The 23154-nt window shown below is 68.2% G+C and carries 27 protein-coding genes and 1 pseudogene; 9 read left to right on the top strand and 19 right to left on the bottom strand.

Going from position 1 to position 23154, the window contains the following annotated elements; all coding sequences use genetic code 11:
* Positions 1-37: 37 nt before the first annotated feature.
* From PSPA7_RS26770 to PSPA7_RS26760, 3 genes are read left to right on the top strand one after another with little or no spacing between them, the layout of a single operon-like run.
* Positions 38-661, top strand: coding sequence for a DUF5666 domain-containing protein (locus tag PSPA7_RS26770; RefSeq protein ID WP_012077586.1), 624 nt, complete (start codon positions 38-40; stop codon positions 659-661).
* 53 nt (positions 662-714) lie between these two features.
* On the top strand, positions 715-1329 hold the full coding sequence (locus PSPA7_RS26765) for a cytochrome b/b6 domain-containing protein (protein ID WP_012077585.1): 615 nt from the start codon (positions 715-717) through the stop codon (positions 1327-1329).
* Positions 1326-2093 carry a molybdopterin-binding protein gene (locus PSPA7_RS26760; protein WP_012077584.1) on the top strand — a complete coding sequence of 256 codons (768 nt, stop codon included), beginning with the start codon at positions 1326-1328 and terminating at the stop codon, positions 2091-2093. Before PSPA7_RS26765 ends, PSPA7_RS26760 begins: the two co-directional genes overlap by 4 nt.
* A 71-nt stretch (positions 2094-2164) precedes the next feature.
* Here the strand turns inward: PSPA7_RS26760 and PSPA7_RS26755 are convergent, their stop codons facing one another.
* Both PSPA7_RS26755 and PSPA7_RS26750 read right to left on the bottom strand, forming a co-directional pair.
* The gene (locus tag PSPA7_RS26755) at positions 2165-2506 is read right to left on the bottom strand and encodes a hypothetical protein (RefSeq protein WP_012077583.1); all 342 of its coding nucleotides are present in this window, start codon (positions 2504-2506) and stop codon (positions 2165-2167) included.
* 278 nt (positions 2507-2784) lie between these two features.
* A complete protein-coding gene (locus tag PSPA7_RS26750; RefSeq protein ID WP_012077582.1) occupies positions 2785-3318 on the bottom strand; it encodes a ferritin-like domain-containing protein in 534 nt (177 codons plus the stop codon).
* 297 nt (positions 3319-3615) lie between these two features.
* Between PSPA7_RS26750 and PSPA7_RS26745 the strand changes: the two genes are divergently transcribed.
* Positions 3616-5685: an AsmA family protein gene (locus PSPA7_RS26745; protein WP_012077581.1), complete on the top strand. Its 2070-nt coding sequence runs from the start codon at positions 3616-3618 to the stop codon at positions 5683-5685.
* A 1-nt stretch (position 5686) separates the two neighbouring features.
* On the opposite strand, the gene PSPA7_RS26740 is transcribed toward PSPA7_RS26745, so the two are convergent.
* Positions 5687-6499 carry a MerR family transcriptional regulator gene (locus PSPA7_RS26740; RefSeq protein ID WP_012077580.1) on the bottom strand — a complete coding sequence of 271 codons (813 nt, stop codon included), beginning with the start codon at positions 6497-6499 and terminating at the stop codon, positions 5687-5689.
* A gap of 147 nt (positions 6500-6646) precedes the next feature.
* Here PSPA7_RS26740 and PSPA7_RS26735 point away from each other — a divergent pair, with 147 nt between their 5' ends.
* Positions 6647-7054, top strand: coding sequence for a Rho termination factor N-terminal domain-containing protein (locus PSPA7_RS26735; protein WP_012077579.1), 408 nt, complete (start codon positions 6647-6649; stop codon positions 7052-7054).
* 39 nt (positions 7055-7093) lie between these two features.
* Here PSPA7_RS26735 and osmE read toward each other — a convergent pair whose 3' ends face one another.
* On the bottom strand, positions 7094-7438 hold the full coding sequence (gene osmE, locus PSPA7_RS26730) for an osmotically-inducible lipoprotein OsmE (RefSeq protein ID WP_003153500.1): 345 nt from the start codon (positions 7436-7438) through the stop codon (positions 7094-7096).
* Positions 7439-7526: 88 nt separating this feature from the next.
* Positions 7527-8066 (bottom strand): MOSC domain-containing protein, encoded by a 540-nt coding sequence (locus PSPA7_RS26725; protein WP_012077578.1) that lies wholly within the window; start codon positions 8064-8066, stop codon positions 7527-7529.
* Positions 8067-8220: 154 nt separating this feature from the next.
* Between PSPA7_RS26725 and PSPA7_RS33100 the strand changes: the two are divergent.
* Together PSPA7_RS33100 and PSPA7_RS33095 are read left to right on the top strand one after the other, a co-directional pair.
* Positions 8221-8373 (top strand): annotated as a pseudogene (locus PSPA7_RS33100) (PsiF family protein); the annotation flags it as partial.
* Entirely contained in the window at positions 8368-8637 is a 270-nt protein-coding gene (locus tag PSPA7_RS33095) for a PsiF family protein (RefSeq protein ID WP_374119463.1), read from the top strand. The pseudogene PSPA7_RS33100 and the gene PSPA7_RS33095, both read left to right, overlap by 6 nt.
* 159 nt (positions 8638-8796) lie before the next feature.
* Here the strand turns inward: PSPA7_RS33095 and PSPA7_RS26715 are convergent, their stop codons facing one another.
* On the bottom strand, positions 8797-10062 hold the full coding sequence (locus tag PSPA7_RS26715) for an Hsp70 family protein (RefSeq protein WP_012077577.1): 1266 nt from the start codon (positions 10060-10062) through the stop codon (positions 8797-8799).
* 206 nt (positions 10063-10268) lie between these two features.
* Here PSPA7_RS26715 and PSPA7_RS26710 point away from each other — a divergent pair, with 206 nt between their 5' ends.
* Positions 10269-11132, top strand: a complete 864-nt coding sequence (locus PSPA7_RS26710; RefSeq protein ID WP_024915259.1) for an oxaloacetate decarboxylase — start codon at positions 10269-10271, stop codon at positions 11130-11132.
* A 6-nt stretch (positions 11133-11138) separates the two neighbouring features.
* On the opposite strand, the gene PSPA7_RS26705 is transcribed toward PSPA7_RS26710, so the two are convergent.
* Entirely contained in the window at positions 11139-11885 is a 747-nt protein-coding gene (locus tag PSPA7_RS26705) for a hypothetical protein (protein ID WP_012077575.1), read from the bottom strand.
* Positions 11886-11984: 99 nt separating this feature from the next.
* A complete protein-coding gene (locus PSPA7_RS26700) occupies positions 11985-12599 on the bottom strand; it encodes a hypothetical protein (RefSeq protein ID WP_012077573.1) in 615 nt (204 codons plus the stop codon).
* A 130-nt stretch (positions 12600-12729) separates the two neighbouring features.
* Here PSPA7_RS26700 and PSPA7_RS26695 point away from each other — a divergent pair, with 130 nt between their 5' ends.
* Positions 12730-12996: a DksA/TraR family C4-type zinc finger protein gene (locus PSPA7_RS26695; RefSeq protein WP_003095462.1), complete on the top strand. Its 267-nt coding sequence runs from the start codon at positions 12730-12732 to the stop codon at positions 12994-12996.
* Between the two features lie 31 nt (positions 12997-13027).
* Here PSPA7_RS26695 and ureC read toward each other — a convergent pair whose 3' ends face one another.
* From ureC to urtA, 11 genes are all read right to left on the bottom strand, one after another.
* Positions 13028-14728 carry an urease subunit alpha gene (ureC, locus tag PSPA7_RS26690; protein WP_012077572.1) on the bottom strand — a complete coding sequence of 567 codons (1701 nt, stop codon included), beginning with the start codon at positions 14726-14728 and terminating at the stop codon, positions 13028-13030.
* Positions 14729-14796: 68 nt separating this feature from the next.
* Positions 14797-15102: an urease subunit beta gene (locus tag PSPA7_RS26685; protein ID WP_003157481.1), complete on the bottom strand. Its 306-nt coding sequence runs from the start codon at positions 15100-15102 to the stop codon at positions 14797-14799.
* 16 nt (positions 15103-15118) lie between these two features.
* Complete coding sequence (locus PSPA7_RS26680; protein WP_003157482.1) at positions 15119-15637, bottom strand: L-methionine sulfoximine N-acetyltransferase; 519 nt, start codon at positions 15635-15637, stop codon at positions 15119-15121.
* An 8-nt stretch (positions 15638-15645) separates the two neighbouring features.
* Positions 15646-15948: an urease subunit gamma gene (locus tag PSPA7_RS26675; protein WP_003095443.1), complete on the bottom strand. Its 303-nt coding sequence runs from the start codon at positions 15946-15948 to the stop codon at positions 15646-15648.
* Between the two features lies 1 nt (position 15949).
* The gene (locus tag PSPA7_RS26670) at positions 15950-16792 is read right to left on the bottom strand and encodes an urease accessory protein UreD (protein WP_003116109.1); all 843 of its coding nucleotides are present in this window, start codon (positions 16790-16792) and stop codon (positions 15950-15952) included.
* Between the two features lie 8 nt (positions 16793-16800).
* A complete protein-coding gene (locus PSPA7_RS26665) occupies positions 16801-17253 on the bottom strand; it encodes a GNAT family N-acetyltransferase (RefSeq protein ID WP_012077571.1) in 453 nt (150 codons plus the stop codon).
* A gap of 83 nt (positions 17254-17336) precedes the next feature.
* Positions 17337-18035, bottom strand: coding sequence for an urea ABC transporter ATP-binding subunit UrtE (gene urtE, locus PSPA7_RS26660; protein WP_012077570.1), 699 nt, complete (start codon positions 18033-18035; stop codon positions 17337-17339).
* A 136-nt stretch (positions 18036-18171) separates the two neighbouring features.
* Entirely contained in the window at positions 18172-19029 is an 858-nt protein-coding gene (urtD, locus tag PSPA7_RS26655) for an urea ABC transporter ATP-binding protein UrtD (protein WP_012077569.1), read from the bottom strand.
* Positions 19026-20105, bottom strand: coding sequence for an urea ABC transporter permease subunit UrtC (gene urtC / locus PSPA7_RS26650; protein ID WP_012077568.1), 1080 nt, complete (start codon positions 20103-20105; stop codon positions 19026-19028). The genes urtD and urtC overlap by 4 nt, the downstream gene beginning before the upstream one ends.
* Complete coding sequence (gene urtB, locus PSPA7_RS26645; RefSeq protein ID WP_012077567.1) at positions 20102-21691, bottom strand: urea ABC transporter permease subunit UrtB; 1590 nt, start codon at positions 21689-21691, stop codon at positions 20102-20104. Before urtB ends, urtC begins: the two co-directional genes overlap by 4 nt.
* A 146-nt stretch (positions 21692-21837) precedes the next feature.
* Positions 21838-23103 (bottom strand): urea ABC transporter substrate-binding protein, encoded by a 1266-nt coding sequence (gene urtA / locus PSPA7_RS26640; protein ID WP_012077565.1) that lies wholly within the window; start codon positions 23101-23103, stop codon positions 21838-21840.
* Positions 23104-23154 lie beyond the last annotated feature (51 nt).

Raw genomic sequence — 23154 nt, 5'->3', positions numbered from 1 at the left:
GACCATCGAGGCTCAATTCCCCACCGAGGATCGACCGATGCTTCGACTCAAGGCTTCCCCCGCGCTGCTCTTCGGCCTGCTCCTGGCCAGCGCCGCCAGCTTCGCCGCGCAACCGCCGGCGGGCATGGCGCAGCCGCTGCGCGGCACCATCCAGCAGGCTGCCGCCGAGCACCTGCAAGTGAAGGCGCGCAACGGCCAGCAACTGACGGTGAAACTCACCGACAAGACCGCGATCCGCGCCGTGTCGCTGGCGAAACCGGAGGACATCCAACCCGGCAGCTTCATAGGTACCGCCGCCGTGCCGCAGCCCGACGGCACCCTCAAGGCCCTCGAGGTGCACGTGTTCGCCCCCAGCCTGCGTGGCAGCGGCGAAGGCCACCGGCCCTGGGAGAACGCCGATGGCAGCGCCTCGACCATGACCAACGGTACGGTCGGCAACCTGGTGGTCAGCCAGGGCCGGCGCATGACCGTGAAATACGGCGATGGCGAGAAGACCGTGGTGGTGCCGGACGACGTACCGATCGTCAGTCTCGAACCGGGCGAGCGCAGCCTGCTCGAGCCTGGGGCCAAGGTCGTGCTGTTCCCGCAGAAGGGCGCCGACGGCAGCCTCACCGCCCTGGCCATCTCGGTCGGCAAGGACGGCGTGACCCCGCCGATGTGAGGTTTCGCCGGGACGGCGCGTCCGTCCCGGCCGGGTTTCCTGGGAGAAAGACCATGAACCGTGCGTTGCACGCCTGGCCGGTGAGGCTCTGCCACTGGCTCAATGCCTATGCCATGGCCTGCCTGATCGGCAGCGGCTGGGGCATCTACAACGCTTCGCCGCTGCTGGATTTCCGTTTTCCCGCCTGGGCCACCCTCGGCGGCTGGCTCGGCGGTTCCATCGCCTGGCATTTCGCCGCCATGTGGCTGCTGCTCGGCAACGGCCTGTGCTACCTCGCCTACGGACTGTCCAGCGGGCATTTTCGTCGCGACTTCCTGCCTTTGAGCGCGGCTGGCGTCTGGCGCGACCTGCGCCTTGCCGTCGGCTTGCGCCTGCTCCATGAGCCGGGCCGCTACAACGCGGTACAGCGCCTGCTGTACTGGCTAGCCCTGGCGCTCGGTGCGCTGCTGGTGCTGTCCGGGCTGGCGATCTGGAAACCGGTGCAGCTGCATGGGCTGACCGTGTTGTTCGGTGGCTTCCAGGGGGCGCGCTGGGTGCATTTCCTGGCCATGGCCGGGGTCGTCGGGTTCGTCGTCGTGCACCTGCTGCTGGTGCTGCTGGTGCCGCGCACCCTGGTGCCGATGATCATTGGCCGCGAGTGGCGGCGCGGACGGAGGAGCGAAGGATGAAGGGGCCGGAGAAGAAGCACGCGAGGATCGCGATCGACCCGTCCAGCGAGCGGCAAATGGTCGACCTGCAACGCCGCCTGCTGTTGCGCGGTGGCCTGTCCCTGGGCGCCCTGGCGATGCTCTCGGGGTGCCGGCTGCAGGACGGCGATTCGGTCGACAAGGTACTCTGGGCCATGTCGCGCTGGAACGACCGGGTCCAGGCCTGGCTGTTCAGCCGTACGCGGCTGGCGCCGACCTTCGATCCGTCGCAGGTGGTCTCGCCGTTCCCCTTCAACGCGTTCTACCCGGCCTACAACGTGCCGGAGATCGACCTGCCGGAATACCGCCTGCAGGTTTCCGGGCGGGTCCGCGACAAGCGCCCCTGGAGCCTGGAACGACTGCGCCGGCTGCCGCAGGCCAGCCAGGTCACGCAACTGATCTGCATCGAGGGCTGGAGCGCGATCGGCCAGTGGAGCGGAGTGCCGCTGCGCACCTTCCTGGAGCTGGTCGGCGCCGACACCTCGGCGAAGTACGTCGGCTTCAAGTGCGCCGACCGCTACTACTCCAGCCTCGACATGCCCAGCGCGCTGCATCCGCAGACCCTGCTGGCGCTGGAGATGTCCGGGCAGGCGCTGCCGGAGGAGAACGGCTACCCGCTGCGCCTGCGGATTCCCACCAAGCTCGGCTTCAAGAACGCCAAGCACGTGGTGGAAATCTTCGTCAGCAACAGCAATCCCGGCGGCTACTGGGAGGACCAGGGCTACAACTGGTTCAGCGGGGTGTGAGTGGGGAGCGGGCCATAAGAAAGCCCGGCATCGAGCCGGGCTTTTCTCGCGCCTTGCGGCGTCGCGGGCGATCAGGCGGTGCGCAGGTCGAAACGGCTCATGCTGCGATGCAGGCGGTCGACGGTCCGTTCGCTGCCGTTGTCGGCCAGGCGCGCTTCGGCCTGGCTCATGTCCTTGTGCAGGCGATCGATGGTCTGTTCGCTGCCGTTGTCGGCCAGGCGGGCTTCGGCCTGGCTCATGTCCTTGTGCAGGCGGTCGATGGTCCGCTCGCTGCCGTTGCCAGCGATGCGCAGCTCGACGCTGGTCATGTCCTGGTGCAGGCGGTCGACGGTGCGGCTGGCGCCGTCGGCGGCGAAGGCGGCATTGGTGGTCAGGGCGGCGAGGGTGAGGCCGAGGATCAGGGAACCTTTCATGGGGGTGACTCCAAGTGGGTGGTGTGCGTTTCGTTGGAGTCATTTTCAGTTCGGATAAATCGATTGGAAAACGAAGCTCGATGATAATGCCTATCGATCCCGATGATTGTTGTTCCAACCGCTCTATATAAGGGTTTCGTGGCTATATTGCGATTTTTCAGGCGAGCCTCGATGCAGCTGAAGCTTTTCTCTATTTCATCTATTAATTGAATCTATTTGCCGCAAAAGAAAGCCGACGCGGTGCGCGTCGGCTCTCGGGTGGGCCCTGGAACGGGCTGTCAGGCAAGGTCGTCGAGGATGTCGGCCATGTCGTCCGCGTGCTCTTCTTCCTGGGCCAGGATTTCTTCGAAGATGCGCCGGGTAGTGGGATCGTCGTTGCCGAGGTAGGTGATGATCTCGCGATAGCTGTCGATGGCGATGCGCTCGGCGATCAGGTTCTCGGTGACCATGTCCTTCAGGGTCTTGCCTTCCACGTATTCGGCGTGGGAACGCTCCTCCAGGCCGCGCGGATTGAAGTCCGGCTCGCCGCCCAGCTGCATGATGCGCTCGGCCAACTGGTCGGCGTGCTGCATTTCCTGGTTGGCGTGCTCGAGAAACTCGGCGGCGGCGATGCTGGCCTTCAGGCCGGTGGCCATGAAGTAATGGCGCTTGTAGCGCAGGAAGCAGACCAGCTCGGTGGCGAGCGCTTCGTTGAGCAGGCGCAGGACGGTCTGGCGATCGGCCGAATAGCCTTCGGTCACCGCGCCTTCCTGGATGTTCTTGCGGGCACGGTCGCGAAGGGTCTGGACGTCCGTCAGTTGAACGATGGTCATCGGTTTTCTCCTTGAGGCTGATCCGGTGAAAAGAGGGCCGGCTCTGCGGTCGGCTTTTTCTGCTTACCTAGGGTGTGAGTCCCGCGCGGTCGAAAAAGTTTTATCGTCCCTGCGCCGAACTGGCCTTTTGCCTGAAATGTGCGCGTCGGGGAGCAATGCCGGCGTTTCGCCGGTCCTAACGGAACGGGCCGGCGCATTCGCGCTGGCGAGTCCATGGGCCAGCCTGCACACTGACGGGCTGAGCGAGGCGCGCTGCCGCGCCTGCCCGACAACCGACGCGGCGAAAAGGAGTTGTGCATGACGCGCGGCCGAAAGATCCTGACCTGGACCCTCGCCAGCCTGCTCCTGCTGCTGGCGGCGTTGGTGGTGTTCATCGCCACCTTCGACTGGAACCTGATCAAGCCCACCCTCAACGAAAAGGTCTCGGCGGCGCTGAACCGCCCGTTCGCCATCAACGGCAATCTGGCCGTGGCCTGGCGTCGCGAGGAGGGCGAGGAAGGCTGGCGCGCCTGGGTTCCCTGGCCGCGCTTCAGCGCCGAGGACATCACCCTCGGCAACCCGGACTGGACGGCGGGCAAGACCAGGGCGAGCGAGTTCGCCAGCCTGGAGCGCATCGAATTCCGCCTGGCGCCGCTGCCATTGCTCTGGCAGACCATCCGCATTCCGCAGATCAAGCTGACCCAGCCACGCGCCGACCTCCTGCGTCTGGCCGACGGCCGCGCCAACTGGGATTTCGACCTGCCCGCCAGCGACAGCGACGAGCCGTCCGCCTGGCAACTGGACATCCGTGAGATCGGCTTTGACAAGGGTAGCGTCAGCCTCGACGACCAGCGATTGAAGACCCGCCTGGAAGTGCTGGTCGACCCGCTCGGCAAGCCGGTGCCGTTCGGTCAGCTGGCCGGCAAGGCGCTGGCCCGTGGCGATGCGGCGAACGCCCAGGACTACGTGTTCGGCTGGAAGGTCAAGGGCACCTACAAGGGCCAGGCGCTGTCCGGCGCGGGCAAGGTCGGCGGGATGCTGGCGTTGCAGGACGCGAGCAAGCCCTTCCCGCTACAGGCCGAGGTCAGTGCCGGCAGCACCCGTGCCGCGGTGGTCGGTACCCTGACCGATCCGCTCAACCTCGGCGCCCTCGACCTGCGCCTGAAACTGTCCGGCACCAGCATGGCCAACCTGTATCCGCTGACCGGCATCACCCTGCCGGACACCCCGGCCTACTCCACCGACGGCCATCTGCTGGCGCGGCTCAAGGAGGAGGGCGGCGCGCTGTTCCGCTACGAGAACTTCAACGGCAAGGTCGGCGCCAGCGACCTGCACGGCAGCCTGACCTTCGTCGCTCGCCAGCCGAGGCCGAAGCTGTCCGGCAAGCTGACCTCCGAGCAACTGCGCTTCGCCGACCTCGGCCCGCTGATCGGCGCCGACAGCAATGCCGAGAAGCAGAAGCGCGGGCAGACCGCCCGCCAGCCGGGCGACAGGGTGCTGCCGGTGGAAGAGTTCCGCACCGAGCGCTGGCGCGACATGGACGCCGACGTGGAATTCACCGGCAAGCGCATCGTCCACAGCGACAAGCTGCCGATCAGCGACCTCTACACCCACCTGGTGCTCAACGACGGCCTGCTGCGCCTGGAGCCGCTGCGCTTCGGCGTGGCCGGCGGCAGGCTGGAGTCGGACATCCGCCTGGATGGCGGCAAGCAGCCGATGCAAAGCCGGGTGAGGATGAGCGCGCGCGGCTTCAAGCTGAAACAGCTGTTCCCCGGCTTCGCGCCGATGCAGACCAGCTTCGGCGAGCTGAACGGCGACGCCAGTCTCAGCGGCAGCGGCAACTCGGTGGCGAAGATCCTCGGCGGCGCCGATGGCGAATTGAAGATGCTGATCAACGACGGCGCGATCAGCAAGGGCCTCACCGAAATCGCCGGCCTCAACGTCGGCAACTACCTGGTGACCAGGCTGTTCGGCGACGACGAGGTGAAGATCAACTGCGCTGCCGCCGACTTCGGCCTGCAGAAGGGCCTGATGAACAGCCGGCTGTTCGTCTTCGATACCGAGAACGCGCTGGTCAACGTCGATGGCACGGTGAATTTCGCCAACGAGCAGCTCGACCTCGATGTCACTCCGCACAGCAAGGGCCTACGGATCTTCTCGCTGCGCTCGCCGCTTTACGTGCGCGGCACCTTCGCCAGGCCCGACGCCGGGGTCCACGCCGGGCCGCTGGTGGCACGCGGCGCGGGAATGATCGCGCTCGGCGTGGCGGTGGGGCCGGCGGCCAGCCTGCTGGCGTTGGTGGCGCCGAGCAAGAGCGACGACAACCAGTGCACCGCGTTGCTGCAGCGCATGCGCCAGCCGGCCAAGGCGCCGGCCGGCAAGCGTTGAGTCAGTAGATGGGGATATACAGGTCGACTTGCGAATTCGGATCCAGCGGTCCGCGGAAACGCTGGTCGTAGTGTTCGAAGTCGACCCCCGCCTTGGGTTCCAGGCCACGCTCGGCGAGCAGGTGGCTGTAGATCGCCTGGAAGCTCTCGGCGATCTGCGGCGCCGTGCCCTTGTGGGTGAACACCGCGTACTTCTGCGCCGGCACCACGAAGCGCACCATGCCGTCGGGCACCGGCCAGCCTTCCTGCACCTCGAAGCCGGCGACATAGTGGAACTCGCCGTTGGGCCGCTGCGCGCAGATGCCGTAGGAGACGTCGGGATCGTGCTTGCCGGCGATCTCGTGCTCGCGCGGGATGAAACGCTCCCAGAGCTGGCCGATGCTGTCGTCCTGGGCGTTGCCGATGTATTCCATGCCCACCACGCTGAAGGCGGGACGTTCGACGATTCGTGAGTGCATGCTGCGGATCCTCCAATGGGCGAATGTCGCCAGGGTGCGGTCGAGTTCCGCCAGCAGACGCTGGCGGGCGCTGAGTTCCTCGCGCAGGTTGTCCTGCTGCCGCAGCAGGGAGTGCCGCAGCCGCTCGGGATCGTCCAGCGCGCCGCCGCGTTTCGACCGGTCGATGGCTTCCAGCGGTACGTCGAGCCGGCGCACGGCGAGGGTGCGCGAGAGCTGCCCGATCTGTTCCGGCCGGTAGTAGCGATAGCCGTTGTCGGCACCGATTCGCGCGGGGACGAACAGGCCGAGCGCATCGTGGTGGCGCAGGGTCCTGGTAGAGACTTCGAAGATTCGCGCCAGTTGGCCGATGGTGTGCATTGCCGGTTCCTGCAGCGGGATAGCGGCAGACTAAGGATTGTCCCCGGGGCAAGGTCAAGGGGTTTGCGCCGTCGGGTCATTTTGACTGAACGTCGGCCGTCGCGTCCCGGTCCCAAGCGATGAACCCATCGCAAAGGGAGACTTCCCATGCCCCGTGGCGACAAGAGCAAGTACAGCGACAAGCAGAAGCGCAAGGCCGAGCATATCGAGGACAGCTACAAGGCCAAGGGCGTCAGCGAGTCGGAGGCCGAGGCGCGCGCCTGGGCGACGGTCAACAAGCAGTCCGGCGGTGGCGAGCGCAAGGGTGGCTCCGGCCGCGCCAAGAGCGAGACGGCCAAGCGCGCCGAACGCAAGGACTCGGCTCACCGCGCGGCGCAGACTCGCTCCGGACACCCGGCCAATCGCGGTTCGGCGAGCCGTGGCAAACGCCAGGGCAGCACCGCGGTGAGCGAGATGACCCGCGACGAGCTGATGCAGCTGGCGCGCAAGCGCGACATCCGTGGTCGCTCGCGGATGCGCAAGGCCGAACTGATCGAGGCCCTGTCGAGGGCCTGAAGGCAGGCGCCCCGCTTCCCGGGGAAGCGGGGCGTCGTGTCAGGGGCGCGCGTCGCGTTCGTGGCGGTCCAGCTCGGAGCAGGTCATGAAGCCAGAGCCGTCGACCTTGCCGCTGCCGTCGAAGCTCACGTAGAAGGGTTGCTGCTGGCCGTCCCGGTTGAGGATGTAGCTGTTGCAGCTGCCCGGCTTCATCAGGCGCTTCTGGGTGCCCGACGGCGTGCCGCCGATGCGCAGGACTTCCTGCTGGCTCATGCCCTTCTCGACGTTCTTGACCAGCGGTTCGTCGCGGAAGGTGATGTAGTTGACCGGGTTCTGGACCTTGGTCGACGCGCAGCCGGCCAGGGTTGCCATCACGAACAGTGCCGCCAGTGACTGCTTGTACATGCTGTGACTCCTTGTGGTTGAGCGGTGCTTGCCAACATTGGAGCGCGGTCCCTCGCGCAGAGTTCGCCGGGAATTGCCGCGCATCGCCTCAGACCCTGTCCAGCGGCCGGTGCGGCGGGGGCGGCAGTTCGACGTGGATGGCGTCGCCGGGGCGCACCTCGCCGCCCTCCAGGACGGTCGCCATCACCCCGGCCTTGCGCAGCAGGTTGCCCTGTTCGTCGCGGCCGAGCACGGCGGCGGTCAGGCCGGGCTGGTAGTTGTCCAGTTGCGCGCAGGGGTTGCGCAGGCCGGTCAGCTCGACTACGGCGCTTTCCCCCAGGCGCAGGCGGGTACCGGTGGGCAGGGCGAGCAGATCGATGCCGCGGGTGGTGATGTTCTCGCCCAGCGTTCCGGGGGCGATGGCGAAGCCGCCGGCGCGCAACTCGTCGTGCAATTCCGCGTGGATCAGGTGGACCTGGCGCAGGTTGGGTTGGGTCGGGTCCTGCCGCACCCGCGAGCGATGCTTCACGGTGACGCCGCTGTGGGCGTCGCCCTCGACGCCGAGGCCCTTCAGCAGACGGATGGCGGGACGCCCCTGCTTGCTGAACGCGTGGGTGGCGCAAAGACTCACCGCGATGACCTGCTGCATGGAACTCCTCCTCGTGCGAGGCGTCAGTCTAGCTGCGAAACATGACGCTTGTCGCAAGCGCACAGGACGCGTTCCCAGCCCCTGCAAAGCCCGCCGCAGTCGCTAGACTTCAGCGCACCTGCATGCGAACGTGCAGCCCTTCAAGGAGAGTTCGATGAATATCCTGCGTATCCCGATGTTCGTATTGGCCATGGCCGTCTCGGCCCATGGTTTCGCTGCCACCGCGCAGCAGGAAAAGATGACCGCCTGCAACGCCGAAGCCACCAGCAAGGCGCTCAAGGGCGATGAGCGCAAGGCGTTCATGAGCGGCTGCCTGAAGGCCGGCGCGCCTGCCGGCGGCAAGGCCACCGCGCAGCAGGAGAAGATGAAGAGCTGCAACGCTGACGCCAGCGCTAAGTCGCTCAAGGGCGACGAGCGCAAGGCGTTCATGAGCAGTTGCCTGAAGGCTGGCGGCGGCGCCAAGGCGGCGACCCAGCAGGAGAAGATGAAGACCTGCAACGCCGACGCCACCGCCAAGGCGCTCAAGGGTGACGAACGCAAGGCGTTCATGAGCACCTGCCTGAAGAAGTGAGCCCCGCCCTCGTCGGGCTCGGTGTGGCGGCGGATAACGCCAGTGGCGTTATCCGCCCTACGGACTGATGTTGCGTGGTCTTGGCGTGAATAACCGCTCGCGGTTATCCGCCATGGCGGGCCCGGTGTGACCCTAGGGCAGGGGCGCGGCCAGGGCGGCTCAGCCGTAGCGCTTCTTCGCCTCGATGGCCAGGCCGCTGCCGATGCTGCCGAACAGGTTGCCCTCGACATGACGGGCGTTGGGCAGCATCGCCGAGACGCTCCGGCGCAGCGCCGGAATGCCGCTCGAACCGCCGGTGAAGAACACCGTGTCGACCCGGTCCGGGACGACCCCGGCCGAGGCCAGCAGTTGCGCGACGCTGTTGCGCACGCGCTCCAGCAGTCCGTCGACGGCGTTCTCGAACAGCCCACGGGTCAGCTCCACGCCGAGCCCGGCCTCGATGCGCTCCAGCGAGAGGTGCAGGCGCTCGGTTTCGGTCAGGCGGATCTTGCTGTCTTCCACCTGCATCGCCAGCCAGTGCCCGGCGCGTTCTTCGATGAGCCTGAAGAGGCGGTCGATGCCGGTGCTGTCGACGATGTCGTAGCGCATGTTCTTCAGCGCCAATTGCGACTTCTGCGCGTACACCGCGTTGATGGTGTGCCAGGTGGCCAGGTTCAGGTGGTAGCTGGTGGGCATGAAGGCGTCGCTCTTCATCCGGCTGCCGTAGCCGAACAGCGGCATCACGCCTTCCAGGCTGAGCTGCTTGTCGAAGTCGGTACCGCCGATGTGCACGCCGCCGGTGGCCAGGATGTCGTCCTGGCGCTCGGCCAGGTTGCGCCGCTCCGGCGCCAGGCGCACCAGGGAAAAGTCCGAGGTGCCGCCGCCGATGTCGACGATCAGCACCAGTTCCTCGCGCTGGATGCCGCGCTCGTAGTCGAAGGCCGCGGCGATCGGCTCGTACTGGAAGGAAACCTCCTTGAAGCCGAGCTTGTTGGCCACTTGCACCAGGGTGTCCTGGGCCTCGCGGTCGGCGTCCGCGTCGTCGTCGACGAAGAACACCGGGCGCCCCAGCACCACCGCGTCGAAGGCCTGCCCGGCGGCGGCTTCGCCGCGCGCCTTGAGCTGGCCGATGAACAGGCCGAGCAGGTCCTTGAACGGCAGGGCGCTGCCGAGCACGGTGGTCTCGCTCTTCAGCAGCTTGGAGCCCAGCAGGCTCTTCAGCGAGCGCATCAGCCGTCCCTCGTAGCCCTCCAGGTACTCGCCGAGCGCCTGGCGGCCGTAGACCGGGCGGCGTTCCTCGACGTTGAAGAACACCACCGAGGGCAGGGTGATCTTGCCGTCCTCCAGCTCGATCAGCGGTTCGACACCCGGCCGCCACCAGCCGACGGTGGAGTTGGAGGTGCCAAAATCGATGCCCAGGGCGCGGGCGGCGGTGCTCGGGTTCATGGCGCGAAACGGTCCGGGAAAAAAACGGCCGCGCAGTGTATGCGAGAGCGTCGCGGATTTCACCGCCGGCGATCGGCGAAAACCTCCTGGCACGCCCGTGCGGGCGGCCCCGACCTTTGTATACGGATTTGCCAAGGGGCCTGCGCATGGTGCTATGTTGGCGCTGCTTTCCCACTCCGTCTTGCCGTGTTGTCCTGGATTTCGTCATGCATAGAGCCTCACACCATGAGTTGCGTGCGATGTTTCGCGCGCTGTTGGACTCCTCCCGTTGCTACCACACCGCTTCCGTGTTCGACCCCATGTCGGCGCGCATCGCCGCCGACCTCGGCTTCGAGTGCGGCATCCTCGGCGGTTCGGTGGCTTCCCTGCAGGTCCTGGCGGCGCCGGACTTCGCCCTGATCACCCTCAGCGAGTTCGTCGAGCAGGCCACCCGCATCGGCCGGGTGGCGCGCCTGCCGGTGATCGCCGACGCCGACCACGGCTACGGCAACGCGCTGAACGTAATGCGCACGGTGGTCGAGCTGGAGCGCGCCGGGATCGCCGCGCTGACCATCGAGGACACCCTGCTGCCGGCCCAGTTCGGGCGCAAGTCCACCGACCTGATCTGCGTCGAGGAAGGCGTCGGCAAGATCCGTGCGGCCCTGGAGGCGAGGGTCGACCCGGCGTTGACCATCATCGCCCGGACCAATGCCGAACTGATCGACGTCGACGCGGTGATCCAGCGCACCCTGGCCTACCAGGAAGCCGGCGCCGACGGCATCTGCCTGGTCGGCGTGCGCGACTTCGCCCACCTCGAGGCGATCGCCGAGCACCTGCACATCCCGCTGATGCTGGTCACCTACGGCAATCCGCAACTGCGTGACGACGCCCGCCTGGCGCGGCTCGGCGTGCGCATCGTGGTCAACGGCCACGCCGCCTATTTCGCCGCGATCAAGGCGACCTACGACTGCCTGCGCGAGGAGCGCGGCGCGGTCGCCTCGGACCTGACCGCCTCGGAGCTGTCGAAGAAGTACACCTTCCCCGAGGAGTACCAGGCCTGGGCCCGCGACTACATGGAAGTCAAGGAGTAGGCGACCTCAGGCCAGGCGCTGGCGCAGCGCCTGGTACAGCGGCAGGTCGCGCTCGTACTGGCCGGGAACCAGGGCGTGGCGGTGCTCGGCGAGCATGCCCAGGTAGTCGCCCACCGCCGTGCGGTAGCTGGCCAACTGGTCGGTGGCCAGGGGCTGGCCGGCCATGGCGCGGATGTCGAAGGCCCATTGCAACCCGTCGCGGGCGTTCGAATAGGCGGCGCCGTCCATGCCGGCGGTGAGCGCCAGCCACTGGTCGAGGAAGGCCTGCGGTGCATCGCGCGGCGGGAAGTGGCGGATCTTCGCGGCGCCCACCTCGGTGATGCCGTCGCCGTCCAGGTCGACGCTGTAGCCTTCGGGCAACAGCAGGTTGCGCGCGCCTTCCTCGCTCAGCGCCTCGACCCGGATCGGCTCGGCCAGGCCCAGGTTGCGCTGCAGCGCCTGCAGGTCGTCGGTGCCCAGGCGGGCGAGGAAGCCACGGGCGTCCAGTTGCGCGCCGTTTTCACAGGCGCGGTTGAGCACATGGGCGAAGCGCAACTGGTCTTCCAGGCTGACGCCGCGCAGCCGGCTGTATTCCTGCTGGGTGGCGCCGAGGGTGTCGGCCAGCGCCCCGGCCTGCTCCGCGCTGCCTTCGGCGGCGACCGCGAGGCGCGCGTAGGCGGCCTGGAAGTCGCGCTGGAAAGCCTGGTCGGGAGTGCGGGTCATCATCTGCCGCTGGGCCAGGCTCGGAGAGCTGGAGGCTGAGTCGATCTTCATGTCCGGGTCGTCCTTGAGGCCGAGGATGGAGAAGGCGCTACCCTACGCGCCGGCACGCCGGCCAGCCAATGCGCAGAAGGTCGCAGGCGACAGTCTGCCTCAGGCTCGTCCGGAGCGCTCGCGCCGCTTGCGTTCGCGGTAGGCGGCCTGGTTGGCCAGGCGCCGCTGCGCCGAGCCGGGGCGGTTGGCCGCCTGGGCGCGGTACAGGCGTTGGGCGTAGGCCAGTTCCATGTAGCGCTGCATCGCCCGGCTGTTGAACAGCAGCCAGGCACAGGCGCCGCCGCCGAGCGCCACCAGGCCCGACGTCTCGCCGCTGGCCAGGCGCAGCAGGAGCCCGGCGCCGACCAGCAGCAAGCTGGCATCGCGCGCCAGGCGCGGGCCGAGGCTGGCGCCGCGGGAGAGCAGGGCGACCAGCCACAGCCAGGCCGCCAGCAGCGGCAGGGCGGAAAGCCAGCCCAGCGGCCGCAAAGGAGTCTCCGGCAATGCCAGGCGCAGCGCGGCCAGGCCCAGCGGCGCGGCGCCGAGCAGCAGCGCCAGGCTGCCGAATACCGGTGCGTAGAGACCGGGATGACGGCGCGGATACAGGCCGTGCAGTTGCTGGACGCTATGGCGCGTCTCCGGCGCCGGCAGGGCGAACGGATCGCTGGCGAGCGCGGCGTCGAGCTGGCGGCCCTGGTCGATCAGGCGGGCGAGGCGGCGGAACGGTCCCATCATGCGGCGTACCTTCAGGCTTGGCCGGCGATTGTGCCACGCCACGCCAGGCCGATGGTCGCGCCGCCCTTGCAAAGCCGCGGGCGAACGCCCATATCTGGAAGTTCCAGGGTTTCAGCCAGAGGAGTCAGTCATGGCCAGCGGGTGGGCGAACGACGGTGCGGTGCAGGAACAGATCGACAGCACGATCGAGGACGCCATCGCCCGCGCGCGCAGCCAGTTGCCCCGCGGCGAGAGCCTGACCCATTGCGAAGAGTGCGACGCGGCGATCCCCGAGGCGCGGCGCCGGGCGATCCCCGGCGTGCGCCTGTGCGTCAACTGCCAGGCCGAGCACGACAGGGAACAGGCGAAGTTCAGCGGCTACAACCGCCGCGGCAGCAAGGACAGCCAGTTGCGCTGAAGGCTGTGTCTCTCGCCTCCCTCTCTACCCTTCAGAACAGGAAATAACGCTGCGCCATCGGCAGCACGTCGGCCGGTTCGCACCAGAGCAACTGGCCGTCGGCGCGTACCTGGTAGTTCTGTGCGTCGACCTCGATGGTCGGCAGGTAGCCGTTGTGGATCAGGTCGGTCTTCTGCACGCCGCGACAGCCCCTGACCACGCCGATGGCCTTGCGCAGGCCGAGTTGCTCCGGTACGCCGGCGGCGAAGGCAGCCTGGCTGACGAAGGTCAGGCTGGTGGCGTGGCGGCTGCCGGCGTAGCTGGCGAACATCGGCCGGTAGTGCACCGGCTGCGGCGTGGGGATCGAGCCGTTGATGTCGCCCATCAGGCTGGCGGCGATGGCCCCACCCTTGAGGATCAGGCTCGGCTTGACGCCGAAGAAGGCCGGGCGCCAGAGCACCAGGTCGGCCCACTTGCCGGCTTCGACGGAGCCCACTTCATGGCTGATGCCGTGGGTGATCGCCGGGTTGATGGTGTACTTGGCGATGTAGCGCCTGGCGCGGAAGTTGTCGTTGCGCGCACCGTCGCCGTCGAGGCGGCCGCGCTGGCGCTTCATCTTGTCGGCGGTCTGCCAGGTGCGCGTGATCACTTCGCCGACCCGGCCCATGGCCTGGCTGTCGGAGCTGATCATGCTGAACGCGCCGAGGTCGTGGAGGATGTCCTCGGCGGCGATGGTCTCGCGGCGGATGCGCGACTCGGCGAAGGCCACGTCCTCGGCGATGGCCGGGTCGAGGTGGTGGCAGACCATCAGCATGTCCAGGTGCTCGTCGATGGTATTGCGGGTGAACGGCCGTGTCGGGTTGGTCGAGCTGGGCAGCACGTTGGCGAAGCCGCAGGCCTTGATGATGTCCGGCGCGTGGCCGCCGCCGGCGCCCTCGGTGTGGTAGGTGTGGATGGTGCGGCCCTTGAAGGCGCCGAGGGTGGTCTCGACGAAGCCGGATTCGTTGAGGGTGTCGGTGTGGATCGCCACCTGGATGTCGTGGCGCTCGGCGACTTCCAGGCAGTTGTCGATCGCCGCCGGGGTGCTGCCCCAGTCCTCGTGCAGCTTAAGGCCGATGGCGCCGGCGAGCACCTGCTCCTCCAGCGGCAGCGGCAGGCTGGCGTTGCCCTTGCCGGTGAAGCCGATGTTCATCGGGAAGGCGTCGGCGGCCTGGAGCATCCGCGCCATGTGCCAGGGGCCGGAGGTGCAGGTGGTGGCGTTGGTCCCGGCGGCGGGGCCGGTGCCGCCGCCGATCATGGTGGTGACCCCGCTCATCAGCGCCTCTTCGATCTGCTGCGGGCAGATGAAGTGGATGTGCGTGTCGATGCCGCCGGCGGTGAGGATCATGCCCTCGCCGGCGATCACCTCGGTGCCGGCGCCGATGGCGATGTTCACCCCGGGCTGGATGTCCGGGTTGCCGGCCTTGCCGATGGCCTGGATGCGCCCGTCCTTGAGACCGACGTCGGCCTTGACCACGCCCCAGTGGTCGAGGATCAGCGCATTGGTGATCACCGTGTCGACCACCTGCGCCGCGCCCAGCTGGCTCTGGCCCATGCCGTCGCGGATGACCTTGCCGCCGCCGAACTTCACTTCCTCGCCATAGACGGTGAAGTCCCGTTCCACCTCGAGCCACAGGTCGGTGTCGGCCAGGCGCACGCGGTCGCCGACGGTGGGGCCGAACATGTCGGCGTAGGCTTGTCTGCTGATTTTCATCGAACGCTCCTTTGGCGATCGTCGGTGTTCGCTGTCTTTCCTCGGACCTGGCCAGTCGGGAACGGGGCCTAGAGGTCGCCCATCACCCGCCCGGCGAAGCCGTAGACCCGCCGCTCGCCGGCCAGCTCCACCAGCTCCACCTCGCGGCTCTGCCCCGGTTCGAAGCGCACCGCGGTGCCGGCGGCGATGTTCAGGCGCATGCCACGGGTGGCCGGACGGTCGAAGGCGAGGGCGTCGTTGACCTCGAAGAAGTGGTAGTGCGAGCCGACCTGGATCGGCCGGTCGCCGGTGTTCGCCACGCTCAGGGCGAGGGTGCGGCGGCCGGCGTTGAGTTCGATATCGCCGGGCTGGATGTCGTATTCACCGGGGATCATGGGGGCTCCTTGGGGCTCAGGGCGCGCTGCGCGTCGGGTCGAGGTTCAGTTGCATGAAGGTCAGGTCGAGCCAGCGGCCGAACTTCTGGCCCACCTGCGGCATCTGCCCGCTGATCTCGAAGCCGAGGCGCCGGTGCAGGCCGATCGAGGCGGCATTGCCGCTTTCGATGGCGGCCACCATGACGTGCAGGCCCTGGGCCCGCGCACGTTCGATCAGCGCCTGCAGCAGTTGCACGCCGAGGCCTTTGCCGCGCTGGTCGTCGCGCACGTAGACGGAGTGCTCGACGGTACCGCGGAAGCCCTCGAAGGGCCGCCAGTCGCCGTAGGAGGCGTAGCCGAGCACTTCGCCGGCGGCGTCGCTCGCCACCAGGATCGGGTAGCCCTGGCGGGCACGGGCGTCGAACCAGGCCTGGCGGTTGGCCAGGTCCACCGGGGTTTCGTTCCAGATCGCCGTGGTATTGCCCACGGCGTCGTTGTAGATGGCGAGGATGCCGGGCAGGTCGGCGACGCCGGCGTCGCGGATCGAAGCGCTCATGGCCGGCCTCAGGCGATGGGCTGGTGGACGGTCACCAGCTTGGTGCCGTCGGGGAAGGTGGCCTCCACCTGGATGTCCGGGATCATCTCCGGCACGCCCTCCATCACCTGTTCGCGGCTCAGCAGGGTGGTGCCGTAGTGCATCAGCTCGGCGACGCTGCGGCCGTCGCGCGCGCCTTCCAGCAGGGCGGCGGAGATCAGCGCCACCGCCTCCGGGTAGTTCAGCTTGAGACCACGCGCCAGCCGGCGCTCGGCGAGCAGGCCGGCGGTGAAGATCAGCAGCTTGTCTTTCTCGCGGGGGGACAAGTCCATCTCAGGTACTCCAGATGCGTGGGGGAACGGCCTCGCGGCCGAGCAGCGCCGGCCGCAGCAGGCGCCAGAGTTCGATCAGCCAGGCTCGCGCGTGCAGCGCCTCGTCGGCCAGGCAGCGCGCCACCAGCAGGCCGCCGGGCAACTGGCTGAGGTTGCCGCGGCCGGCGCAGGGGAGCGCGCGGCAGCGTTGCAGCAGGTCGGTGTCGATCTCGCCGCTGGCGACCAGGGTCGCCAGCACCGGATGCCCGGCGAGGCCGATCGGCGAGTCGAGCAGGCGGTCGCCGCCGTCGATGCGCTGGCGCTCGTGCCAGAGCAGGCGGTCGTCGCGACGGATGTCCAGGGCCGCGACGAAGTGGCCGCTGGCGAAGCGCTCGCCGCTGGCCGGGCGGCCGAGCGCGACCATGTCCCAGTAGAACAGGCGGGCGTCGCCGCGCAGCTGGATACGGGTTTCCAGTTCGGCCTGGGCGCCGGCGAAGACGATGCTTTCCTGCGGCAGCCATTCCAGGGTGGCGCCGGGCTCCAGGTGGATCTCCAGGGTCTGCCGCGACGGGCAGGCGGCGCGGTACCACTTGGCCGCGCCGGGGCTGGTGAGCTGGGCCCAGGCGCGTTCGCCGAGGCGCACGTCGAAGGCCAGGCTGTCGCCGCCGGCGATGCCGCCGGGCGGATGCACGAGGATGTGCTGGCAGACTTCCGGGCCTTCGGCGTAGAGGTGCTTCTGCACCCGCAGCGGTCCGGCGTGGCGCCGCGTCACCGGGCGGGTGGCGTCGCCGGCGCGGGCGTAGGCCAGCTCCAGTTGGGCGTGCCAGGCGGGGTGGAAGCTCAGGTCGGGGAGGGCGGCGGTCATCGGTCGGGTCAGGCCAGGGCCTTGCGCATGAACACGCGGCGGAATCCCTCTTCCTGGCGGCGTTCGTATTCGAGGTAGCCGGCCCTGGCGTAGAGCGCGATGTTTTCCGTCATCCGCTCGTTGGTGTAGAGGTACAGCGAGCGGTAGCCGAGGCTCGCCGCGTCGCGCTCGGCGTGCTCCAGCAACTGCCGGCCGATGCCCCGGCCCTTGCACTCGGGAAGCACGGCGAGGTTGTCGACGAGGAAGCCATCGGCGGTTTCCCGGGTCACCAGCAGGCCGACCGGCTGGCCGCCGTGCTCGGCGATGAAGACCCGGTCGCTGGCGATCACCTGGTGGTAGTCCTGGGTCATCGGCCAGGGCTTGCGGCCGATCACCGCGATCCATGGGGCATAGGCGGCGGCGACGCAGAGCGCGGCGAAGCCCGCGTCGGCCTGGACGGCCGGGCGCAGAGTGACGGTCATTTCGACCTCCTGCGGAAAGACGAGGGCATAGAGATTGCCAGCGCAGGCCCCGGTTGCGCCAGCGGCAGTGTGTCCCAGCCCGTTCAAATCGCCACCAGCCCGCGCACGCCCTCGTTCTCCATGTCGCGACCGCGGCCCTGCTGGACGATCTCGCCGCGCGCCATCACCAGGTATTGGTCGGCCAGTTCGGCGGCGAAGTCGTAGAACTGCTCGACCAGCAGGATCGCCATGTCGCCGCGCGCCGCCAGGCTGCGGACCACCGTGCCGATCTCCTTGATCACCGAAGGCTGGATGCCTTCGGTGGGTTCGTCGAGGATCAGCAGGCGCGGCTGGCTGGCCAGGGCGCGGCCGATCGCCAGTTGCTGCTGCTGGCCGCCGGAGAGGTCGCCACCGCGCCGTCGCTTCATTTCGCGCAGGACCGGGAACAGCTCGTAGATGAAGTCCGGCACGGCCCGGGCGTCCCTGGCGCTGAAGCAGGACAGCCCCATCAGCAGGTTCTCTTCCACCGTCAGCCGGGGGAAGATTTCCCGTCCCTGCGGCACGTAGGCGATCCCGGCGCGGACCCGCTGGTGCGGCCTGAGACCGCTGAGCGAACGACCTTCCCAGGCGACCTGGCCCTCGCGGGCCGGGACCAGGCCCATCAGGCAGCGCAACAGGGTGGTCTTGCCCACCCCGTTGCGGCCGAGCAGGCAGGTCACCTCGCCGACCTTCGCCTCGAAGCTCAGGCCGCGGAGGATATGGCTACCGCCGTAGTACTGGTGGAGCTTGTCGACTTGCAGCATGGTTCTCTTCCATTTGTCCCGTGATGGTTCTTCACTGCGATTCCCAACCTGGCTCGGCGGATAACCGCGAGCGGTCATTCGCCCTACGCGACGGGCGCCACTTGGCAGGCGCTACCCGCCGAGCGGATGGCTGGCGTCAGCGACCGAGGTAGACCTCGATCACCTGTTCGTCGGCCTGTACCTCCGCCAGCGAGCCTTCGGCCAGCACGTGGCCCTGGTGCAGCACGGTGACATGGTCGGCGATGCTGCCGACGAAACCCATGTCGTGCTCCACCACCATCAGCGAGTGCTTGCGCGCCAGGGACTTGAACAGCTCGGCGGTGAATTCGGTCTCGGCGTCGGTCATGCCCGCGACCGGTTCGTCGAGCAGCAGCAACTGCGGTTCCTGCACCAGCAGCATGCCGATCTCGAGGAACTGCTTCTGGCCATGGGACAGCAACCCCGCCGGGCGCCGCCGCGACTCCAGCAGGCGGATGGTGGCGAGCACCTCCTCGATGCGTTCCTTCTGCGCGCCGTCGAGCCGCGCGCGCAGGCTGGCCCACACCGACTTGTCGGCCTTCTGCGCCAGTTCGAGGTTCTCGAACACGCTCAGGGCCTCGAACACCGTGGGCTTCTGGAACTTGCGGCCGATCCCGGCCTGGGCGATCTGCACCTCGCTCATGCGGGTCAGGTCGAGGGTGTCGCCGAAATACGCGGTGCCGCTCTGCGGACGGGTCTTGCCGGTGATCACGTCCATCAGGGTGGTCTTGCCGGCGCCGTTGGGGCCGATGATGCAGCGCAACTCGCCGACGCCGATGTACAGGGTCAGGTCGCGCAGGGCCTTGAAGCCGTCGAAGCTGACGTTGATGTCTTCCAGGCTGAGGATGGTGCCGTGGCGCGCGTCCAGCCGGCCGCTGGTGGCGGCGCCCAGGCCGATGGCGTCGCGGCCGCTGCCGGCGGTATCAAGACCGGGGTGGAAGGCCGGTTCGAGCATCAGGTGCGGTGTGGCTCTCATTGCTCCTTCTCCTTGCGCAGCAGGCCGAGCAGGCCGCGCGGCAGGTACAGGGTGACGAAGATGAACAGCGCGCCGAGGAAGAACAGCCAGTATTCCGGGAAGGCCACGGTGAACCAGCTCTTCGCGCCGTTCACCACGCCGGCGCCGAGCAGCGGCCCGAGCAGGGTGCCGCGCCCGCCGAGGGCGACCCAGACGGCGGCCTCGATGGAGTTGGTCGGCGACATCTCGCTGGGGTTGACGATCCCCACCTGCGGCACGAACAGCGCGCCGGCGAGGCCGCAGAGCACCGCGCTCAGGGTCCAGACGAAGAGCTTGTAGCCGCGCGGGTCGTAGCCGCAGAACATCAGGCGGTTCTCGGCGTCGCGCAGCGCGGTGAGGACCCGGCCGAACTTGCTTCGCGCCAGGCGCCAGCCGAGCAGCAGGCTGGCCGCGAGCAGCGCGACGGTGGCGAGGAACAGCGCGGCGCGGGTGCCCGGCGCGGTGATCGGGAAGCCGAGGATGCTGCGGAAATCGGTGAAGCCGTTGTTGCCGCCGAAACCGGTCTCGTTGCGGAAGAACAGCAGCATGCCGGCGAAGGTCAGGGCCTGGGTCATGATCGAGAAGTACACGCCGCGGATCCGCGAACGGAAGGCGAAGTAGCCGAAGACGAAGGCCAGCGCGCCGGGCACCAGCACCACCAGGCACAGCGCCCAGAGGAAGTGCTGGGTGCCGGCCCAGTACCAGGGCAGTTCGTTCCAGGAAAGGAAGCTCATGAATGCCGGAAGGCTGTCGCCGGCGGCCTGGCGCATCAGGTACATGCCCATGGCGTAGCCGCCGAGGGCGAAGAACAGCCCGTGGCCGAGGGACAGCAGGCCGGCGTAGCCCCAGACCAGGTCGAGGGCCAGCGCGACGATGGCGTAGCAGAGGATCTTGCCGGTCAGGGTCAGGCTGTAGGCGGAGACATGCAGCGCGCTGTCCGCCGGCAGCAGGTGCAGCAGCGGCATCGCCAGCAGCACGGCGAAGGCCGCGCCGAGCGCGATGCCGGTGACGCGGACGCCGGCCTTGCGGGCGAGGCTGACGGTGAGTGGCTGGTTCAATCGATGACCCTCCCTTTCAGGGCGAACAACCCCTGCGGGCGTTTCTGAATGAACAGGATGATCAGCGCGAGGATCAGGATCTTGCCCAGTACCGCGCCGATCTGCGGTTCGAGGACCTTGTTCGCCACGCCCAGGCCGAAGGCGGCGAGGACGCTGCCGGCGAGTTGGCCGACACCGCCGAGCACCACCACCAGGAAGGAGTCGATGATGTAGCCCTGGCCGAGGTCCGGGCCGACGTTGCCGACCTGCGACAGGGCCACCCCGCCGAGCCCGGCGATGCCCGAGCCGAGACCGAAGGCGAGCATGTCCACGCGCCCGGTGGGCACCCCGCAGCAGGCCGCCATGTTGCGGTTCTGGGTCACCGCGCGGACGTTCAGGCCGAGCCGCGTGCGGTTCAGCAGCAGCCAGGTGAGGAGCAGGACGAACAGGGCGAAGCCGATGATGACGATGCGGTTCCACGGCAGCACCAGGTTCGGCAGCACCTGGATGCCGCCGGACAGCCAGGCCGGGTTGGCCACCTCGACGTTCTGCGCGCCGAACAGCACTCGCACCAGCTGGATCAGCACCAGGCTGATGCCCCAGGTGGCGAGCAGGGTTTCCAGCGGTCGGCCGTAGAGATGGCGGATCACCGTGCGTTCCAGGGCCATGCCGATGGCGGCGCTGACGCAGAATGCCACCGGCAGCGCCAGCAGCGGGTAGAGCGCCAGCCATTCCGGCGCCAGGCGCTGGAGCAGCAGTTGCACGACGTAGGTGGAGTAGGCGCCGAGCATGAGCATTTCGCCATGGGCCATGTTGATCACCCCGAGCAGGCCGTAGGTGATCGCCAGGCCGAGCGCCGCGAGCAGCAGGATCGAGCCCAGCGACAGGCCGCTGAAGGCCTGGCCGAGCAGGTCGCCGACCAGCAGCCGGCGCTTGACCTGGGCCAGGCTGGTGGCGGCGGCGACGCGCACGCCTTCCTCGGGCTCGACGGCCGGGTCGAGCAGGTTTTCCAGACGGGTCCGCGCCAGCGGGTCGCCGGACTCGCCGAGCAGGCGCACGGCGGAAAGGCGCAAGGCCGGGTCGGGATCGTTCAATTGCAGGTTGGCCAGGGCCAGGCCGAGGGCCTCCTTCACGCCGGCGTCGCTCTCGATCCGCAGGCGCGCTTCGAGCAGCGGCCGCTGCGCGGCCCTGGCGGTCTTTTGCAACTGCTGCGCGGCGGCCAGACGCTGCGGCACGTCGTTGGCCACCAACTGGTGGCTGGCCAGGGCGGTGTTGAGCAGGCCGCGCAGGCGGTTGTTCAGGCGCAGCGGCTTCGGCTCGCCGTCCGGCGGGGCATCGCCCTCGGCGGCCTGGAAACGCTGGTTGGCGCCGAGGAGGAAGGGCTGCTGGTGGCTGTCCAGCGCCACGCGGTTGTGGCGCAGCGCTTCGAGAAAGGCCAGGCGTTCCGCGTCGGGCGTCGCCGCCCAGTGTTCGAGGAGGCGGGCGCGGGCGCCGTTGTCGGCGGCGGCGAAGTCCTGGGCCGGGCCGGCCTGCGCCGGCGCGGCGAGGAGGCTGGCCAGGGCCAGGGCACAGGTCTGGAGCAGGCGGGTGAGGTGGGCAAGGGGCATGCTGGAGTTCCTGGACGACGTGCGGTGTGGCCGGTCGGTGCCCCTCGCCCTGAAGGGAGAGGGGGCTGTCCGGCGCGTGACCGGGGCGTCCCCGTTCCGTGCAGGGCAGCGCCTGGCCAGGGGGACAGGGTTTTTCACGGCAGAACTCAGTCGCTCTTCGCCGCGTAGTCCGGCTTCTTCTCGTTGCCCGGAATGAACGGGCTCCAGGGTTGCGCGCGGAGCGGCTCGGGGGTCTTCCAGACCACCTCGAACTGACCGTCGTCCTGGATCTCGCCGATCATCACCGGCTTGTGCAGGTGGTGGTTGCTCTTGTCCATCACCAGGGTGTAGCCCGACGGCGCCTTGAAGCTCTGCCCGGCCATGGCCGCGCGGACCTTGTCGACCTCGGTGCTGCCAGCCTTCTGTACCGCCTGCGCCCACATGTGGATGCCGACGTAGGTGGCCTCCATCGGGTCGTTGGTCACCGCGGTGGCGTAGTTCGGCAGGTTCTTCGCCTTGGCGTAGGCTTTCCAGTCGGCGACGAACTTCTCGTTGACCGGATTGCTCACCGACTCGAAGTAGTTCCACGCCGCCAGGTTGCCGACCAGCGGCTTGGTGTCGATGCCGCGCAGTTCTTCCTCGCCCACGGAGAAGGCCACCACCGGCACCTCGGTGGCTTCCAGGCCCTGGTTGGCCAGTTCCTTGTAGAACGGCACGTTGGAGTCGCCGTTGACGGTGGAGACCACCGCGGTCTTGCCGCCGGCGGCGAACTTCTTGATGTCGGCGACGATGGTCTGGTAGTCGCTGTGGCCGAACGGCGTGTAGACCTCCTGGATGTCCTTGTCGGCCACGCCCTTGCTGTGCAGGAAGGCGCGCAGGATCTTGTTGGTGGTGCGTGGGTAGACATAGTCGGTGCCGAGCAGGAAGAAGCGCCTGGCGCCGCCGCCGTCCTCGCTCATCAGGTACTCCACCGCCGGGATCGCCTGCTGGTTCGGCGCCGCGCCGGTATAGAAGACGTTCGGCGAAAGTTCCTCGCCCTCGTACTGCACCGGGTAGAACAGCAGCCCGTTGAGTTCCTCGAACACCGGCAATACGGATTTGCGTGACACCGAGGTCCAGCAACCGAAGACCACCGCGACCTTGTCCTGGGTCAGCAACTGGCGGGCCTTCTCGGCGAACAGCGGCCAGTTCGACGCCGGGTCGACCACCACCGCTTCGAGCTTCTTGCCGTTGACCCCGCCCTTGGCGTTGATCTCGTCGATGGTCATCAGGGCCATGTCCTTCAGCGAGGTCTCGGAGATCGCCATGGTCCCGGACAACGAGTGGAGGATGCCGACCTTGATGGTTTCGGCGGCCTGGATCGACCAGGACAGGCCCATGGAAGCGATGGACGCGGACAGCGTGAAGGCCTTGAGCAGACTGCGACGTTTCATTGGTGTTGTTCTCCATTCACCAGCGGTCGGGGCGGCAGTTTTCAGGAGGCG

Source organism: Pseudomonas paraeruginosa PA7 (assembly GCF_000017205.1).
GTDB lineage: Bacteria > Pseudomonadota > Gammaproteobacteria > Pseudomonadales > Pseudomonadaceae > Pseudomonas > Pseudomonas paraeruginosa.
Note: the sequence above shows the minus strand (reverse complement) of the source record. Positions and strands in the feature narration are given on the sequence as shown.